Consider the following 17067-nt stretch of genomic DNA (forward strand, 5'->3'; position numbering starts at 1 on the left):
ACGCTCCAAAAAAAATAGGCAAACGGGTTAGTTGAAGACCTTACCGTCGGGGTAAGGCACCACGTTGGTCTTGATGATCCTGGCGGGATTGCCCGCCACGACTGAATAATCCGGGACATCTTTGGTGACGACGGCGCCGGCGCCGATGGTCACCCAGCGTCCGATACGCAAGCGCGGAAGAATGGTGGCGTTGGTGCCGATGAACGTGCCGTCGCCGATCTCCACGCAACCGGCGATGCACACGCCGGGCGCCATGAACACCGAGTGGCCGATTTGCCCTTCATGCCCCACCACACTGCCGGCGCTGATGCTGGTGTTGTCGCCCAGCGTCACCTCGGCCTGCATGAGTACGCCTTCCTGCAAGTAACTGCCCTGCCCCATGCGAATCATGGTCAGGTCAATGCCGGGGTGGATGAATTGGCCCAGCGTCGCACCGGCCTCGACCAGCTGGCGGGTGGTCTCGTAGCGCAGTCGGGTGCTGCCGGTGATCAGGTTGACGAAACGTACGTCCGGCCCCTTGAGCTCACTGACCAACGCCGAACCGCCAATGACCGGAACACCAAAAAACGGTGTCCCGTGTTTGTTCGGGTCATTGTCCAGAAACGCAAACTCGACGTTCGGCGTGCTGCGCTTCACCGCGTGCAGCATGCGCACCGCTTCCGGGTTGGCCGCGCCCAGCAAGTACATCTTCACAGCGATTGCCTTTTTGCCAGCAGTGTACGCACCACATCCACCACCCGAGCCTGATCGGCGTCAGTCATGTCGTGATAACTCGGCAGGTTGAACGCACGCTCCGGCAAGGCAAACGAAACCGGCGTATCGACTACGTGCTCGCTGAACATGGGCAGCGACGACAGTGGCCAGAAGAACACGCGGGCGTCGATATCGGCGGCCTGGAACGCGGCGATCATTTCGTCGCGATGGATCCCGGTCCCGGCATCGAATACCACCGTGGGCATCCAGTAACCGTTGCGGGCATGGGCAGGTTCGGGGTTCAGCGAAACCCCCGGCAGCGATGACAGCGCGCGGGCGTAATTGGCGAATATCGTCCGCTTGCGTTCGATCAGCTCTTCGATCCGCTCGACCTGAGCGCAGCCGACGGCCGCCTGCAAGTTGCTCATCTTGTATTTGAAGCCAATGAACTCTGGCCAGAATTGCTTGGTGCTGCCCGCGACACGACCATGGTTGGACAACGTCAGGACGCGCTCATACAAGGCTTTATCCGAGGTGACGAAAATGCCGCCCTCGCCGGTGGTCATGGTTTTGGTGCCATGGAATGAAAACGCACCGAACGCTCCCATCGAGCCGGCAGCCTTGCCGCGCCACTGCGAGCCGATGGCTTCGGCGGCGTCTTCGATGACCGGGATGCCGTGTTCGCGACCGATCGCCAGCAATGCGTCCATATCACACAGGTTGCCGTAAAGATGAACCGCGAGAATGGCTTTGGTCTTCGGGGTAATTGCCTGCCTGACGAGCTCCGGATCCAGGCACCAGCTATCCGGCAGAACATCGACAAACACCGGCGTAGCGCCCAGGTAGGTGATCGGTGCCGCCGAAGCGATCCAGTTGGTGTTGGCCAGGATCACTTCATCACCCGCGCCGATGCCCAGCGCCGCCATCCCCATGTGCAGCGCGCCGGTGCAGCTCGACGTCGCGATGGCATAGGTCGCACCAAGGTGCTCGGCAAACCCGTGCTCGAAACGCGTCAGGTACTCGTAGCAACGCGCGCCCCAACCGTTCTGCACGGCATCCAGGGCATACCGGGCTTCCAGTTCGCCGACACTCGGTTTGGTGTAGTGAATTCTGCTCATTGAATACTCAACTCCGGAACGGCAACGACAAACTGTGCGCCCCACTCTTTGACCGAGGCGAATTGCTGGGTGATTTCAAGCAACAGGTTCCATGGCAGAACCAGGATGTAGTCGGGTTGTTCAAGGGCGATACGCTCGGGCGACACCACCGGAATCCGGCTGCCAGGCAAGAACTTGCCCTGTTTGTGCGGATTGGCGTCGGCGACCCAGGCCAACAGATCAGGCTTGACCCCGGCGTAGTTGAGCAACGTGTTGCCTTTGGCGGCGGCGCCGTAACCGACCACTCGTTTGCCATCGGCTTTCGCCTGCAACAGGAAGCGCAGCAATTGGTGCTTGATGCCCTCGGCGGCTGGCGCGAGGGTTGCGTAGTACTCGGGAGTTTTCACCCCGGCGGCGATTTCGGCTTGCAGTTGCTGAGCAACCGCAGGCTGCACGTCACGACGAACGCCATCGGCACGCTGGACGAAAACCCGGAGCGAACCGCCATGGGTCGACAGCTGACTGACGTCGAACACTTCCAGGCCGTTGCGTTCGCACAATGTCTGCACGGCGGTCAGGGACAGATAGGAATAGTGCTCGTGATACAGCGTGTCGAACTGTTGCCCGGCCATCAGCGTCAGCAGTTGCGGAAACTCGAACGTCGCCACGCCGGTCGGCTTGAGCAAGGTTGCAAAGCCGCCGAGGAAATCATTGATGTCCGGCACGTGGGCCAACACGTTGTTGGCAGCCATCAGGTCCGCGGACCAGCCTTCGCTGACCAATTGCGCAGCGGTGTGACGACCGAAGAACAACTCGCGGATCTCCAGGCCTTTTTCCCGCGCCGCTTGCGCGGTACTGCGGGTTGGCTCAACGCCCAGGCAAGGAATGCCGCGACCGGCGACGTACTGCAACAGGTAACCGTCGTTGGCAGCGATTTCCACCACGCGGCTGTCGGAGGTCAAGCCGAAGCGCTCGACCATCTCGGCGACGTAGCGATCGGCATGCGCCAGCCAGGTGCTGGAGAACGAACTGAAATACGCATACTCAGCGTCGAACAGACTGTCGGCACTGGTGTAATCCTCGGTTTGCACCAACCAGCACTGCTGACATACCGCAACCTTGAGTGGCACCCACTGTTCAGCCTGTTCCAGCTGATCGGCACGAACGTAGGCGTTCGACGGCGGCGAGGTGCCGAGGTCGATCAGCGGCAAGGCCAAAGGAGTACCGCAACCACGGCAGTTCATAGACGCACTCCAGCGAAACGTTCATCGAGCAAGGGATGGCTGGCGTCCCTGGCTGACAGATTATTGACAGGCAACGGCCAGGCAATCGCCAGCCGTGGATCGTTCACCGACAAGCCGCCTTCGTGCTCCGGCGCATAATCGGCGCTGTGCAGATAAAGCAATTCGGCATCGTCGGTCAGGGTCTGGAAGCCGTGGGCAAACCCGGCAGGTATGAGCAGGCTGCGACCGTCGCCGGCCCGCAGGTGTTCGGCGTGCCAGTGCAGGAACGTTGCGGAGTCGGGCCGCAAGTCCACCGCCACATCCCAGACTTCACCGCGCAGGCAGGTGATCAGCTTGGCTTCCGGCGCGTTGGCATTCTGGTAATGCAAGCCACGCACACTCGCGCGTGCGCGGGTGCAGGAATGGTTGATCTGGCGAATGGAAAACGCTTGGCCGAAGGCGCTCAGGCTACCCTCGCAGAACAACCGGGCGAAGTGCCCGCGATCGTCTTCGAAGCGTTTGTGCTGCACGCTGAACAAGCCCGTCAGCGGCAGCGCTTTCAACGAAAATTCGCTCACAACGCGCCTCGGTACAGGTTCAACTGACCCAACGTGATGCCACGCATGTCATCGCCGTTTTGCCAGGCCAGATGCCAGTCGAGGGTCTGGGTCAGGCATTGTTGCAACGACCAGCGCGGCTGCCAGGCCAACAGTTGGCGGGCGCGGCTGCTGTCCAGGCGCAACAGGCCTGCTTCATGCAGTTCACTCGGTTCGATACGCAATCCGCGCGCTTGTGGCCAGCGGCTGGCGAGCAGTTCGACCACTTCGCCGACACTGCACATGTCCGCTTCGCTCGGGCCGAAGTTCCACGCACCGGCGAACTCGGGGCCTCGCTCGTAAAGACCGGCGGCCAGTTGCAGGTAACCGGCCAGCGGCTCCAGCGCGTGTTGCCACGGGCGGACAGCTTGCGGGTAGCGCAGGGTCACCGGCTCGTCGGCGGACCAGGCTTTCAGGACATCGGGAATCAAACGCTCAGGCGCAAAATCACCGCCGCCCAACACGTTGCCGGCTCGGGCCGTGGCCAGGGCCAGACCGTGTTCAGCATACTTCTCGGCAGGGAAAAACGATGCCGCATACGACTGCGCCAGCAACTCGCAGCAGGCTTTGCTGCTGCTGTAAGGATCGTGGCCGCCGAGGGCTTCGTTTTCACGGTACGGCCACAACCATTCCTGATTGGCGTAGACCTTGTCGGTGGTCACCAGCACGCAGGCGCGCACGCCGCCAACCTGACGGATCGCTTCAAGCAGATTCAGAGTGCCCATGACGTTGCTGGAGTAAGTCCCCAGCGGATCGCGATAACCCTCACGCACCAGCGGCTGGGCCGCCAGGTGCAGGACGATTTCCGGCTGGGTGTCGGCGATCAGTTCAAGCAGGGCCCCCAGGTCACGCAGGTCGCCGCGCTGATCATTGATGCCTTCGTGAACACGCGCCAGTTCGAACAGGCTCGGCTCGGTGGACGGATCGAGGGAAAACCCGCTGACTTTCGCGCCGAGGCTTTGCAGCCACAACGTCAGCCAACTGCCTTTGAAACCGGTGTGGCCGGTCAGCAGAACCCGCTTGCCGCGCCAGAATTCCGGGCTCAGTCCCATTGCTTCCATGGGGCCTCCCCGCTCTGCCACAACTGCTCCAGATGGTTTTTATCGCGCAGGGTGTCCATCGGGTGCCAGAAACCATCGTGCTGGTAGGCAGCCAGTTGACCGCTGCTGGCCAGGCCGACCAAAGGCTCGGATTCCCAAACCGTCTCGTCGGCGGTAATCAGCGGCAAGACCTTGGGCGACAGCACAAAGAAGCCACCATTGATCCAGCCTCCGTCACCGCGCGGCTTTTCAGTAAAACCGCGGACCAGGTGACCGTCGCGCTCCAGGGCGCCGTAACGGCCAGGCGGCTGAACGGCCGTGACCGTGGCGAGCTTGCCGTGGGACAGGTGGAAGTCCACCAGGGCACCGATGTTCAAATCGGACACGCCGTCGCCGTAGGTGAAGCAGAACGCGTCTTCGTTTTCCAGGTAGCGGCTGGCCCGACGCAAGCGCCCGCCGGTCATGGTGTCTTCACCGGTATCGATGAGCGTGACGCGCCATGGCTCGCTGTAGTTCTGGTGAACGTCCATGCGGTTGTTGCACATGTCGAACGTGACGTCAGAGGTGTGCAGGAAGTAGTTGGCGAAGAAGTCCTTGATCGCGTAGCCCTTGTAGCCCAGGCAAATCACGAAGTCATGGATCCCGTGAGCGGAGTACTGCTTCATGATGTGCCAGAGAATTGGCTTGCCGCCGATTTCAATCATCGGCTTGGGTTTGAGGTGCGACTCCTCACTGATGCGCGTGCCCAGGCCGCCCGCCAAAATAACTGCCTTCATCGTCTCCCCTCTTGTTCGTCACAGGGCTCAGCCAAGCTGTATCAAGCTTTTGCAGGCCTTCTGGATAAAACCTTCAATGCCGCTCAGGGCGCTTCTGGATTCACCGGAAGTGCTCGTTTTATGGCGATATCGGGGGGGCTTGCAGGAAACGCGCCAGCTCTTTCGCTGTGGTGGGTGGGCTCTGGGCCTTGGGTGTATATCCGTTTTTGTGGTTACGGCGGCTATTGGTTTCGCCCTTACGGCGAGTCACTTTCGAAAAGCGCGAAAGTAACCAAAGCGCTCTTGCCCCTTTCGTTCGGTGCCTCGCTGTGGCTCGGCATTCCCTCGCTCCGGTCCTGCTCCGTGGGCCCGCCGCCATCGGCCATCCATGGCCGGGGGCGGCTAACCCGGCATCCATGCCGGGTTGCCCACTGCGCAGAACCTGCGCTCGGCCTCTCGAGGGGGCGCTCAGATCAAAAGCGGAAGGCGAGCTAACGCTCGGCCTGATGAGTGGTGGAAATCAAAAGCGTACGCGATTCCCTGTAGGAGCCGGCTTGCCGGCGATGGCGGTGGGTCAGTCGACGCATTTATCGCCGGAAAGGACGCCATCGCCAGCAAGCTGGCTCCTACAGGGGAAATGCAGATGTGTTTGGACAAATACGATCAACTGTAGGAGCCGACTTGCTGCGGGCGGCGTTCCGACGATGGCGGTGGGTCAGTCAACGTATGTATTGGCTGGACCGACGCTATCGCCAGCAAGCCGGCTCCTACAGGGGATTGGTGTACATGTCCGGAATGAGTGAACGCATCAGAGAAGGACAACGCGGACATCGAAAGAGCCAGGTCGGCTTTCAGGCCGCCTCGGCGGCTGTGGCGGTAGTCGCCCCCTCGAGAGGCTGAGCGCAGGTTCTGCGCAGTGGGCAACCCGGCATGGATGCCGGGTTAGCCGCGCACGGCCAGGGATGGCCGATCGCGGCGGGCCCACGGAGCAGGACCGGAGCGAGGGAATGCCGAGCCATGGCGAGGCTCCGAACGAAAGGGGCAAAAGCGCTTGGTTACTTGGCGCTTCTCCAAGTGACTCGCCGTAAGGGCGAAACCGTCAGCCGCCACAACCGAAAAATGGATATGCCCCCAATCACAAAACCCCGAATCAACCCGGCAACCAAGCCTCAGCCCAATAATTCAGGTTGCTACCCTGCAGCATATAGTCGCGCAGCACTTCCTCACGCAGCGCATCACCCATGCGGTAACTCGCATCCGGGTCAGCCAGGTGCATACGAATTGCCTCAAGCCATTCCTCGGTGCTGTTACTCACCACCTTGGTACACGGCAGATAACCGCGATAAGCCTCAGTGTCCGTACAGATCACCGGATAACCGCACGCGCCATACTCCAGCAGGCGCAAGTTGCTCTTGCAGTCGTTGAAGATGTGAAACTCCAACGGCGCCAAAGCCAGATCAAGGTTCAGGCTCGCCAGTTTGGCAGGGTAAGCCTGCAGGCCAACGGCGGGATGGAACTCATGCACAAAAGGCTTGAGCGCCGGCGGGCACATGCCGAAGAACACCCACTCCACTTCATCCGCCAGCAGGCGAACGACATCGGCAATGATCGCCAGATCCCCATCGTGACTGGTCCCCCCGCCCCAACCGACCCTCGGCTTGCGCGACGTACGTCGCTGGCTGCTCAGACCGGTCCACAGATACGGAGCGAGCATGTTCGGCACCACGCGAATATCGTCATGCATGCCTTTGAGGGTATCGGCCAGCGGTTGGGTCGACACCACCACCCGGTCGCACAACCCTACTGCACGCCGCACGATTTGCTCAACGCCAACCATGGCCTTGCGCACGTGAGCGTTTTTCTTCGGAACATCGATGACATAGTCATCGAGCTCGAAGATCCGGAATGCCTTGGAGCTGTTTTTGACCCGCTCCACTTCATTCACCGCGCCCTCACTGTAGCGCCCTTGCAGGATGATGACGTCCGGCGACTGGCGCTCCAGCTCAATGTCCGAAGGCGTATGGTAAGAAAGATTGCCGAGCACTTGACCCGCGGCTTCCAGCTCCAGAAACGGCTGGGTGACACGGTAATGGCCTACGGCGGTCTCGTTGATCGGGATCGCCAGCACCCGTGGCAGCATGTGACGGGCGAACGGATTCCAGTCGCCCTTGTAACCCGGCTCAAGGCTGAAATTATTGGTGCTCAGACTCAGGTTGACGTTGTACGCCGGATCTCTTGCGATGATCGGCAGCCAGCGCTGATAAAACCGCTTCTGCTCAGCCAGCAGGTCTGATACCACCGGCCCGCTCTCCGCCTCGGCAGCCACGTGGACCGACTCGGCATATGGCGTCCAGACCACCAGATAGCCCTTCTGCCTGACACGCAGGCAGAAGTCAGGGCCGCCGAGTCTCTGGGAAAAGGCCTGATCGTCAAACCCCTGAAGCTCATCGAACACCTGCTTGCGGACCAGCAGGCACTCGGCTCTCACAGCACTCATATTCTGCACCGCCTGCTGGCGCTGCATATACCCAGGAGCGGTCATCACCTCCCCGCGCCAAGGCACGCCGACAGGGCCGCGCATCCCCAGCACCAGGGCCGAACCTTCGATACGCCCCTGAGGGTTGACCATTCGGCCACCGACGACGCCCACCTCAGGACGCAAGCCGTGATTCAGCAGCTCACCAAGCCAGTCACGATTGACGATCAGGCTGTCCGGGCTGAGCAACAGCACATACTCGCCGCGCGCCTGAGCAACGGCGAAGTTCTGCGCCGCTGCCGGGTTATCGGGGTAATCGCAATGCAGCACGCGCAGTTTCTCGCCGCCCATTTGCGACATCGCGGCCAACCAGTCACGCGCCTCGATCGAGGTACTTGCGTTGTCGACGATCAACAATTCGTAGTGAGCATAGGCCGTGTGCTCCAGGACACTTTCGATACAACGCTCAAGCCGACCGAGCTGATCCTGGGCCACTACCACAATGGACACCAGCGGCTGAACGCCATGCTGGTAGTCAATTCGATTGATGAGCGGCACGTTGCCCGGCCGCACCTCGTGTGCCGCACCGATACGATCAAGGTGCGCAGTCAGTACGCGGGAGTTCTGCTCGATAACCTGCGGCAGAGCGAGCCATTGCGACAGGCCGAACGAGGATTCGACCAGCACTTGGGCGACATGCTCCACGACATGCGGGCCGTGGTTTTCGACAAGGCGCCAGACCAGGTCATGAGGGCTGAGCTCAGCGAAGTCCGGGGTGAAACCACCCGCGGCTACAAAGCCTTGACGCTGGATGGCCATTGTCCGCCCGACATAGGGATAACTGCGCAGCAGGTCCAGATTGAAATCGGGCTTGAGGATCGGCTCGACCGAAACGTCATTGCGCAAGCCGCCTTCATCGGTATAGATACACAGCGCGTCGGCACTCTCGACCATCCGCTCGGCCAAAAGCAGCAAGGCCAGTTCATTCAGGCGATCACCGGCCCGCAGAAGATAGAACCAGTCCGCACTGTCGGCCTGCATCAGGCCATTGAGTTGCTCAAGCCCGTCGCCTAGCAAGGCCACACGAATCACGTTGCCCGCAAGGGCACTGGTGCGATTTTCACCTGAGAGCACCAACACCCTTTCGGCGCCATAGACCTGCCGTTCGATGCTCTCCAGTGTGACGCCCAGTGCCGCATCGTCAGCGTCGGCATCCATCACCACCGGCACAATTCGCGGCTGCCATGCCCACGAGGCAAGGCGCGTAGGCAACAGGCGCTGCTGGGCCGGGTTCAGGGTGCGACACGCCAGCCATTGCTGGTACACATCAGCAAAGCAGTCACAGTTTTCACCCACCCGCGAACGGATCAACGTCGAGGTAAAACCCAGAGAACGACCCAGCGCCATTTCTTCCCAGTCATACGGCTCACCGAGGGCGGCGCTGGCCAGATCGATAAAGCGAACATGCCCCGGCGCAGGTGCCGGCTCGCCGCTGCGCACCGACAGCATTTGGGTCAGCCAACCGAGCTCGACCGCCACAGCCTGCTCGACCTCCAGTTGATTGCTCAGGCGCGCCGGATGCAAGCGTTCAAAGCTGAGCACCTGTGCGATAACCGCCAGATTGCCACGACGCAACAGGCAGACAAACAAGGCGAAATCGAGACGGGCGACAAACCCTTCGCCGACCTGGGTCAACGCGGGCAGATACTCCAGCACCTGATGAGTGCGCATCAGCGCGCCACTCAAATTGCTGAGAAAGTTCAGGGCCGAGCTTTCCAGCACATCCAGCAGGTCTTCGCCCTTGAACAGCGTATCCCCCGAGACAAAGCTGGAGTTCTCCAGACGCTCGGGAAGCAGAAGGTAATCGCCGTCGCAATACTGACGCAGGGCAATCACCAGATTCACGTCGTCATGGTCAATGAAACCCTGCACCTGACGGGTAATGCTCTCAGGCAGCAGTTGATCGTCATCACAGAGAAGCTTGAGGTACTCCCCGGTTGCCTGCTCGGCGCAGGCCATCAGATTCCCCTTGAACCCCAGGCGTTGTTCATTGCGCACATAACGCAATGTCACGGTTTGCGGCACTGTGCAGGCCTGGACCAGCTCATGGATTTCATCGCTGTCGCTGTCGTCACACACGATCACTTCAAGCGACGCATAGGTCTGGTTCAGAGCACTTTGCAGCGCTGCCTTAAAGTACAGCGGGTTGTAGGCGGGAATGGCGATGCTGACAAGAGGAGCTGGTTTCACGGCAGGGGAACTCGCGAGCGGTGGGCGCTCACTCTGGAACGAGTGGAGCAGCCCTGAACCGCTGAAAAATGACGGTTTGCACTCGGGTGTATTGAACCTTCGCGCCTATGGCGCGAAGGCCTTGACTCAGACTTTATTGAACAACCCCAACTGAGCGATTTTGCTGAACGCCAGTTGCGAGGCCTGCAGCATGGTTTGCTGCAAGGTCAGGCGGGTCATCACCGTGGCCGGGTCCGAATCACGGATCGCGCCCTGGGTCTGCGTGTTGGCCAGCACCAGGCTCTGATTGATATCGGTCTGAGTCGTCAGCGACGCACCGCGACCACCCACGGAGCTAAGACCCGAGGTCAACTGGTCAATGCCACTGGTCAGGTTACCGATACCGGAACCAATGGCCGCGTTGAGTGCTTGAATGGCCTGCGGATTGTTGTTGGTCGGTGTCGACAGCGCGGTTTTCAGCTGATTGACGGTGTCCAGAACGTTCTGCGTCTGGTGAGTGTTGACCGTGACGGAGAACTGGTCACCAGCCTGCATCGACGGTGCGCCGCTCAGCGTAAAGTCGACACCCGACGCGGTGGCGACGTTGCCCGCCAGAACACCGCTGGAAACCGGCTTGCTGCTCGCGGTCAGAGGCGCTGCATACAAGTCGAAAGCCGTGGCGCTGGTGAACTTGAGAACGGCCCCGCCTTCCGGAAAGCTGGCGTGGTAGGCGGCACTGTTGGAGATGCTCGTATTGGTGACGACGTCGCTGGACAGGTTGCCTGGGGCACGGGTCGCATTGAAGCTGTCCGGCTTGGCCGCCAGGGTGAAGCTATAGGCATTGGGGGCCGGAGGCGCCGGAAACACGGTCGCCGGAACGTCGCCAGTCTTCATGTTGATGTTCAACTTCAGGTCAACGCCACGGAAGTTGATCGTCTGTGTAGCGGCACCACCGGAGGAGCTGAACACGCCATTGCCAGAAGCTTCGGCCGTGACGTCATTACCCAGCGAATCGCGGATTTCCAGCTGCGTAGGGCTGAGGAAATTCACGGTGTAGGGCTCGCCACCACGGAATTTGGCGTTGTAGGTCACGTCCGAATTCACCTGACCATTGGACAGCACCACACGACCGCCATCGACGGCCGGCGTCGGCGTGGTCATGGTGGACTGTGTGCGACTGGTGTTGATGGCTTGCTGGAACACAGCCCAACCGGTGCTGTTGGTGGCCATCGACTGGGTGTCGCCAATCGGCAGGTCCAGCGTGACCTGATCACCGTTATAGCTGTAGGTGCCGTCGGTATTACGCGAGAACGGAACGGTATCGCCCTTGGAGCCGGCGAAAATGTATTTGCCGTTTTCGTCCTTGGTGTTCATCAGGCTCAACAGCTGCTCTTCGATCTGGCTGAGCTCCGAAGCGTTGGCCTGGCGGTCGGAATCGGTATAACCGGCGTTGCCGGCACCCAGGGCCAGTTCCTTGGCGCGTTGCAGCACGTTGCCGATACTGGTCATGACGGCTTCAGTCTGGCCAAGCGTGGCCTTGATCGTCGTCATGTTGTTGTTGAACTGATCGAGCATCGAAGCCTGCTGGCCTAATTGCAGCAGGCGCGAGGCGCCGACCGGATCATCGGCGGCGGTGTTGACGCGAACCAGGCTGCTCGCCTCTTCGCTGCTCTTGACCACGTTGGCGAAGTTCTTCGAATAGTTGGCAGCCGAGGACTCGTAAAACTGGGCGGTAGAAATGCGCATGGGCTACGACTCCTTAAAGACTGTTGATCAGTGTGCTGAAGATTTCCTGCGCAGCCTTGATGATCTGCGAAGACGCGGTGTAGTACTGCTGATACTTGACCAGGTTGCCGGTTTCCTCATCGAGGTCGACACCCGAGAGCGAGTCGCGCGCGCCCTTGGCATTTGCCAGAATGGCGCCGGTCGCCGCGCTGTCGAGCTTGCCCTGTGCAGCTTTGGAACCCACGCCCTCGACCAGTTTGCCGTAAGCGTCGTTCAGGGAAATGCCTTTGCTGGCCGAACCGGTGTCCACGGTCTGCGCGGTCTGCAAACCGGCCAGTGCGGTGCCGTTACGGTTGTCCAGGCTGCCCGGCTGAGTGAGCGAGACGTTGATCGCCGCGCCGCTGCTTGGGGCACCGGCGATGGTCATGCTGAAGGCCGCGGCGTACTGAGTCGCGGGCGGAGCCGGGATCGGTGCACCCGCGGCATCCGTGAGCGGAATGCTCAGGTTCAGGGTGTTGGTCTCACCCGGCTTGATGGTACCGCTGCTGATCACCCCACCCTTGGCATCCAGAAACTGGTAGGTCTGGCTGGTGCCTGAGGCGGACACCGCACCAAATACCACCTTGGTCGGCGTGGAGTTTTTCAGGCCGTTCTGCATCGCGGTGGTGGTCGCCGCGTCGTAGATATCGAACTTGGTGGTCAGGGTCGGTTGACCGCTGGCCGGGATCGTCAGGGTGCCGCTACCACTGCCGCTCGCTGCAATCGCGGCGCCCAGCGGTGCCGCGATGGCCAGACGCTTGGAGTCGGTCATCTCGGTCTTGATGTTCGCCGCAGCATCGCGGGTCGGGGTGATCCTGAAGGTGTCGCCCGCCGTGGCAGAAGCCGCGTTGAACTTCATCTCGACGCCGTCGATGACCGGTGCCGTTGCCGGCGCTACCGTGCTGAAGGAGCCCATCGGCGTGTTGTCCGGCAGGCGCTGAACGGTGTAATCGGTCGCGGTGGTGAACGTGACCTTGTAATCGTTGATGGTCAGCTTGCCAGTGTCCTTGATGCTCACATCAAAGTTACCGGTGCCCACGTTGTTCAGGCTGGCGACGCTGCGTTCAGAGATCAGCTTGGCCGAGTTGATGTTATTGAACAGGTTCGAACCGAAGGCGCCGTTCTTGTCGATGCCCTGGGCCTGAAGGCTGTTCATCTGGTCGGCGACGACCAGGGCCACACGACCCAATTCGTTCATGGCCGGGTCCAGCACGGTGCTGCGATAACGCAGCAACCCGCCGATTTCGCCGCCGGTCATGATCGAGGTGATATCAATGGTGCTCGAACCGCGATTGAGTTGCAGCGACAAGCGGCCCGGATCGTCTTTGCCCGGTACCACTTCAAGTTTGTTGACCGTATTACCCATGACCAGCGGCTGACCGCTGCCCAGGTAAATGTCGAGATTGCCTTCACGCTCCACCACCTGCGCACCGGTGAAGGTCGCCAGCTGGCGCACGGTTTCGTTACGGGCGTCGAGCAGCTCGTTCGGCATGCCGCCGGAACTGGAAACGTCGGAGATCTTCTGGTTCAACTGCGCCACGGTAGCGGCCAGCTTGTTGACCTGATCCGCCATGTTCGTCAGGTTGCCGTTGATATTGGCATTCTGCTGGGTCAACTGCGTGGAGACCGAGTTGAAACGGTTGCTCAAGGCCTGAGCATCGCTGAGCAGCAACTGACGGGACGCGTCGTCACCCGGCTTGGCGTTGACGTTCTGCACCGAGGCAAAAAACTTGGTCAGTGCGCCGTTCAGGCCGGTGCTGGTGTCGGAGAGCAATTTGTCCAGCGGCGTGACCTGATTCAGGTAGGCGGCCGAATCGCTGTTGAGCGAGGTGGTGGTCTGCAACTGCGCATCGAGGTAGCTGTTGTACACGCGACGCACATCGGCCAGGGTCGTGCCGGTGCCGATGTAGACGTTGCCGAACTGCTGCGAGGCCTTGGTGCCCTGCACTGTTTGCTGGCGCGAGTACCCGGCGGTGTCGACGTTGGCAATGTTGTTGCCGGTGGTCATCAACGAGGATTGGCCAGCGGCCAGACCCGACATCCCGATATTGAGCAAACTCATGGTTCGACCTTAATCCTTGTGCCTATAAAGGCGTGGTGGAAACGCCCGCCGCAGCGTAGTTCTGGTAACTCGTCATCTGCTTGGCTATCTGCGAAATCTTGCTCGCGTAGTCCGGGTCGGTTGCGTAACCGGCCTTTTGCAACTCGCGTACAAACTGTTCTGGGTTATCGGCCGACTTCACGACATCTTGATAGCGATTGTTGGTTTGCAACAAAGTCACAAGGTCATGGAAGCTGTCCTTGTAAGAGTCGTAGGAACGGAACTCGGCCGTCTCCTTGACCATCGCACCATTTCTGAATTCGCTGGTGATCGCCCGCGCCGAATCGCCCTTCCAGCTGCTGCCGGCCTTGATGCCGAACAGGTTGTGGCTACTGCTGCCATCCTGCGCGCGCATGACCGATTTGCCCCAGCCGGTTTCCAGCGCCGCCTGGGCCACCAGGTAACGCGGATCGACGCCGATGCGCTCGGCGGCTTCCTTGGCCATCGGCAACATGGTGTTGACGAACTGGTCGGCAGAACTGAAGGCTTTTTTCGCCGGTGCCAACGGTATCTGAGCAATGGCACGACCATGAATCTGCAAGCCGCCATTCGCTGATGCTTGCGCAGTCGCCAGCCAGTCTCCGTTGAACAAAGGCCCCGAACCGGTCGGTGTGTTGCGCTCTGCCAATCGAGTGTTATTGAGCGGCGCGGCGGCCGTCGTCGCCGAAGGCACCAGGCCCGCCAGCAAGCGGTCAGCCAGTTTCGGTGGCAACGCCAGGCGCCGCTGATTGATCAGCGCCATGTCGTTGCGATGTGCGCCCTCGCCTGCCGCCTGTGGAGCGCTGATCGAGCGCGAAGCCCACAACGGACGCTGGCCATTGACTCGCGACAGCGGCCCGTTGGTCCCGACCGTGCCCGCCGCCACCGGCGTCTGCGCCGCCGCTTTTGCCGCTTCCTGCTTGGCCGCCGACAGCGTTGCCGCTTCGCCCGGCGCCAGTGGCTTGTTCTTCGACATCTGGCGCATCAGCACGTCCGCCAGACCAATACCGCCACCCTCGCGGGACATGGAAACGGCCAACTGCTGGTCGTACATTTCCTGGTACTGCTTGGCCGCCGGCGTGTTGAGCGGATTGCCCTCAGCCAGCGTGTCGGTCGCCTTGCGCATGGACTTGAGCATTTCACCGAGGAACAGCGACTCGAATTCCTGCGCCACTTTGCGCAAGTTTTGATCACTGTTCTTGTCGCCGACCTTGAGCTGGTTCAGGCGATTGAGGTCCGAATAGGACCCCGAATCGGCGCTGCTGACCAGACCACTCTTGTGCATATCCATGGTCGCCGGCCTCAGATCACGATCAGGTCGGCTTGCAACGCGCCGGCCTGTTTCAGTGCTTCAAGGATTGCCATCAAGTCACCTGGCGCCGCGCCGACCTGGTTCACCGCACGCACGATCTCGTCGAGAGTGGTGCCCGGGCCGAACTTGAACATCGGCTTGGCTTCCTGCTGGGCGTTGACCCGCGAGCGCGGCACAACAGCGGTCTGACCATTGGACAGAGGGCCGGGCTGGCTGACGATCGGGTCTTCGGTGATGGTCACGGTCAGGCTGCCGTGAGTCACGGCGGCCGGGGACACTTTGACGTTCTGGCCGATCACGATGGTGCCGGTGCGGGAGTTGATGATGACTTTCGCCACCGCCTGACCCGGATCGACTTCAAGGTTCTCGATGATCGACAGATAGTCGACGCGCTGGCTCGGATCCAGCGGCGCACTGACGCGAATCGAACCGCCGTCGATGGCCTGGGCAACGCCAGGGCCGAGCATGTCGTTGATCTTGTCGACGATGCGCTTGGCGGTGGTGAAGTCGGAACGGTTGAGGTTCAACGTCAGGCTGTTGCCCTGATTGAAACCGCTCGGCACCGAACGCTCGACCGACGCACCACCAGGGATGCGACCGGCCGACGGAACGTTGACGGTGATCTTCGAACCGTCGCGACCTTCAGCATCAAAACCGCCGACCACCAGGTTGCCCTGGGCGACTGCATAAACGTTGCCGTCGATACCCTTGAGCGGCGTCAGCAGCAAGGTGCCGCCACGCAGGCTCTTGGAGTTACCGATGGAGGACACGGTAATGTCCACCTGCTGACCCGGTTTGGCGAAGGCAGGCAAGTCGGCACTGATCGATACCGCCGCGACGTTCTTCAACTGCACGTTGCCCGAACCGGCCGGCACCTTGATGCCGAACTGCGAGAGCATGTTGTTGAAGGTTTGCAGGGTGAACGGTGTCTGCGTCGTCTGGTCGCCGGTACCGTTAAGCCCGACCACCAGGCCGTAGCCGATCAATTGGTTGGAACGTACGCCGGAAATACTGGCGATATCCTTCAGCCGCTCGGCCTGAGCACCAAAGGCTGCGGACATCAGGAACGCAGCCACCATCAGGTGTTTGAAATTCAACGTGACCACCTAGAAAGGGAACAGCGGGCTGAGGAAGAAACGGTCGAACCAGCCTGGCTGACTCGCATCGGCAAACGAACCGGTGCCCGAATAGGTGATGCGTGCATCGGCGATGCGCGTTGACGAAACCGTGTTGTCGGTCGCGATGTCATCGGCCCGGACCAGGCCGGCGATCCGTACCAGTTCATCACCGGTATTGAGGGTCATCCACTTCTCGCCGCGCACGGCAATGATGCCGTTGGGCAAAACGTCGGCGACGGTCACGGTGATCGAACCGGTCAGGCTGTTGCCCTGCCCGGCCTTGCTGTCGCCCTTGGTCGCGCGGTCGCCGCTGTAACTCGCATTCAGTGACAGATCATTGTCACTGAATGGGCTGTTAGTGTTGGGCACCACACCGAACAGCGACGTCAGACCGATGCCGGCCTTGCTGTTCTTGGCCACTTGCGAGTTGGCGTTTTTACTGGCCTGGGTTTTTTCGTTCAGGGTGATGGTGATGATGTCACCGACCCGGAACGCCTTGCGGTCGCTGTACAGGTTCTGTTCGAAACCGGCCTGGTAGATCGAGCCGTTGTTCGCGGCAGCCGGCAATGGCGTACGCGGCAACACCGGGGCGTAGTAAGGGTCATTGGGCTTGGGCGTCGGACCGACGCAACCCGCCAGCGCGGCGACGCCAATCAGTGCCAGGACAGATACAAAGCGATTCAT

General features: G+C 60.9%; 12 protein-coding genes. All 12 read right to left on the reverse strand.

Annotated elements, in window-relative coordinates; translation table 11 throughout:
• Positions 1–27: 27 nt before the first annotated feature.
• Positions 28–693 carry an acetyltransferase gene (locus ACYZUC_RS12245; RefSeq protein ID WP_461995958.1) on the reverse strand — a complete coding sequence of 222 codons (666 nt, stop codon included), beginning with the start codon at positions 691–693 and terminating at the stop codon, positions 28–30.
• Entirely contained in the window at positions 690–1811 is a 1122-nt protein-coding gene (locus ACYZUC_RS12250; RefSeq protein ID WP_461995960.1) for a DegT/DnrJ/EryC1/StrS family aminotransferase, read from the reverse strand. The genes ACYZUC_RS12245 and ACYZUC_RS12250 overlap by 4 nt, the downstream gene beginning before the upstream one ends.
• Entirely contained in the window at positions 1808–3034 is a 1227-nt protein-coding gene (locus ACYZUC_RS12255) for a methyltransferase domain-containing protein (RefSeq protein ID WP_461995962.1), read from the reverse strand. Before ACYZUC_RS12255 ends, ACYZUC_RS12250 begins: the two co-directional genes overlap by 4 nt.
• Complete coding sequence (locus tag ACYZUC_RS12260; protein ID WP_192226012.1) at positions 3031–3591, reverse strand: dTDP-4-dehydrorhamnose 3,5-epimerase family protein; 561 nt, start codon at positions 3589–3591, stop codon at positions 3031–3033. Before ACYZUC_RS12260 ends, ACYZUC_RS12255 begins: the two co-directional genes overlap by 4 nt.
• Positions 3588–4670 (reverse strand): CDP-glucose 4,6-dehydratase, encoded by a 1083-nt coding sequence (rfbG, locus tag ACYZUC_RS12265; protein ID WP_461995964.1) that lies wholly within the window; start codon positions 4668–4670, stop codon positions 3588–3590. Before rfbG ends, ACYZUC_RS12260 begins: the two co-directional genes overlap by 4 nt.
• On the reverse strand, positions 4652–5425 hold the full coding sequence (gene rfbF, locus ACYZUC_RS12270) for a glucose-1-phosphate cytidylyltransferase (RefSeq protein ID WP_192419584.1): 774 nt from the start codon (positions 5423–5425) through the stop codon (positions 4652–4654). Before rfbF ends, rfbG begins: the two co-directional genes overlap by 19 nt.
• Positions 5426–6554: 1129 nt before the next feature.
• Positions 6555–10130, reverse strand: a complete 3576-nt coding sequence (locus ACYZUC_RS12275) for a glycosyltransferase (protein WP_461995966.1) — start codon at positions 10128–10130, stop codon at positions 6555–6557.
• 126 nt (positions 10131–10256) lie between these two features.
• Complete coding sequence (locus tag ACYZUC_RS12280) at positions 10257–11855, reverse strand: flagellar hook-associated protein 3 (protein ID WP_461995967.1); 1599 nt, start codon at positions 11853–11855, stop codon at positions 10257–10259.
• Positions 11856–11868: 13 nt separating this feature from the next.
• Entirely contained in the window at positions 11869–13935 is a 2067-nt protein-coding gene (gene flgK / locus ACYZUC_RS12285; protein WP_461995969.1) for a flagellar hook-associated protein FlgK, read from the reverse strand.
• Between the two features lie 22 nt (positions 13936–13957).
• Positions 13958–15244: a flagellar assembly peptidoglycan hydrolase FlgJ gene (gene flgJ, locus ACYZUC_RS12290; RefSeq protein ID WP_461995971.1), complete on the reverse strand. Its 1287-nt coding sequence runs from the start codon at positions 15242–15244 to the stop codon at positions 13958–13960.
• Positions 15245–15255: 11 nt separating this feature from the next.
• Positions 15256–16344 (reverse strand): flagellar basal body P-ring protein FlgI, encoded by a 1089-nt coding sequence (locus ACYZUC_RS12295; protein ID WP_050550358.1) that lies wholly within the window; start codon positions 16342–16344, stop codon positions 15256–15258.
• 27 nt (positions 16345–16371) lie between these two features.
• On the reverse strand, positions 16372–17067 hold the full coding sequence (gene flgH / locus ACYZUC_RS12300) for a flagellar basal body L-ring protein FlgH (protein ID WP_461995973.1): 696 nt from the start codon (positions 17065–17067) through the stop codon (positions 16372–16374).

This window comes from Pseudomonas sp. GT1P32 (assembly GCF_054897805.1).

Bases quoted from the DNA above. Each gene is read 5' to 3' on its own strand.
- flgJ (WP_461995971.1), bottom strand. From the start codon at position 15,244: ATGGATATGCACAAGAGTGGTCTGGTCAGCAGCGCCGATTCGGGGTCC.
- ACYZUC_RS12255 (WP_461995962.1), bottom strand. From the start codon at position 3,034: ATGAACTGCCGTGGTTGCGGTACTCCTTTGGCCTTGCCGCTGATCGAC.
- ACYZUC_RS12280 (WP_461995967.1), bottom strand. From the start codon at position 11,855: ATGCGCATTTCTACCGCCCAGTTTTACGAGTCCTCGGCTGCCAACTAT.
- rfbF (WP_192419584.1), bottom strand. From the start codon at position 5,425: ATGAAGGCAGTTATTTTGGCGGGCGGCCTGGGCACGCGCATCAGTGAG.
- flgK (WP_461995969.1), bottom strand. From the start codon at position 13,935: ATGAGTTTGCTCAATATCGGGATGTCGGGTCTGGCCGCTGGCCAATCC.
- flgH (WP_461995973.1), bottom strand. From the start codon at position 17,067: ATGAATCGCTTTGTATCTGTCCTGGCACTGATTGGCGTCGCCGCGCTG.
- ACYZUC_RS12250 (WP_461995960.1), bottom strand. From the start codon at position 1,811: ATGAGCAGAATTCACTACACCAAACCGAGTGTCGGCGAACTGGAAGCC.
- ACYZUC_RS12295 (WP_050550358.1), bottom strand. From the start codon at position 16,344: ATGGTGGCTGCGTTCCTGATGTCCGCAGCCTTTGGTGCTCAGGCCGAG.
- rfbG (WP_461995964.1), bottom strand. From the start codon at position 4,670: ATGGAAGCAATGGGACTGAGCCCGGAATTCTGGCGCGGCAAGCGGGTT.